Source organism: Micromonospora sp. DT41 (genome assembly GCF_049841715.1).
Classification (GTDB): Bacteria; Actinomycetota; Actinomycetes; order Mycobacteriales; family Micromonosporaceae; genus Micromonospora; species Micromonospora profundi.
Genome location: NZ_JBNCKU010000051.1, coordinates 1 through 917, shown reverse-complemented (window position 1 = coordinate 917; position 917 = coordinate 1). Strand labels below are relative to the sequence as shown.

The 917-nt window shown below is 65.8% G+C and carries 1 pseudogene; it reads right to left on the bottom strand.

Annotated features, from left to right (window positions below):
• Positions 1-21 precede the first annotated feature (21 nt).
• Positions 22-872, bottom strand: a pseudogene (locus tag ACLQ23_RS31555) (IS5 family transposase).
• Positions 873-917 lie beyond the last annotated feature (45 nt).

Below are 917 nucleotides of genomic sequence, written 5' to 3'. Positions count from 1 at the left end.
CTAGGCAGTGTCTTCAAAGGTTCACAACCATTGGAGTAACGCGGCGATAGTGACGGTGGCCTGGAACGACGTGGCGGTCTTGTCGTAGCGGGTCGCGACGCTGCGGCACTGCTTGAGCCGGTTGAAGCACCGTTCGACGACGTTGCGCCGTTTGTAGAGCTGCTTGTCGAACACCGGTGGCCGGCCGCCACGTTTGCCTCGTCGGCGGCGGTTGGCCTGCTGGTCGGCGCGTTCAGGGATCGTGTGCCCGATGCCGCGTCGCCGCAGGTGCTCCCGGATGGCCCTGGAGCTGTAGCCCTTGTCGGCGATGACATGGTCCGGGCGGACCCGAGGTCGGCCGGGTCCAGACCGCTCGACCCGGATGGCAGCCATGACGTTGGCGAAGCGGGTGCAGTCGTTGACGTTGCCGCCGGAGAGCACGAACGCCAGAGTCCGACCCAGGCCGTCGCAGGCGAGGTGAATCTTGGTGGTCAGTCCACCTCGACTTCGACCGAGGGCGTGATCCTGTGGTTCGTCCGATTCGCAGGCCCCCCTTTAGCGCCCGCGGCGTGCTGGTGGGCTCGCACGATCGTGGAATCGACCGACACCAGCCACTCGATGTCCCCGGCGGCGTCCGCGTCGGCCTGGACCCCGGCGAGCATCCGCTCGAACGTGCCATCCAAAGCCCACCTGCGGAAACGTGTATAGATCGACTGCCACGACCCGTAGCGGGCAGGCACATCACGCCACGCCGCCCCCGCTCGGATCTTCCACACGATCCCGTTGAGCACCCGACGGTCATCGGCACGCGGCCGACCACCGGTCACCGCCGATGGCAGATACCGCGACAGCGCTTCCCACTCAACGTCAGACAACTCGTAGCGACGACCCACGCGCTACATCATCCAACACGAAGATCCTTTGAAGACACTGCCTAG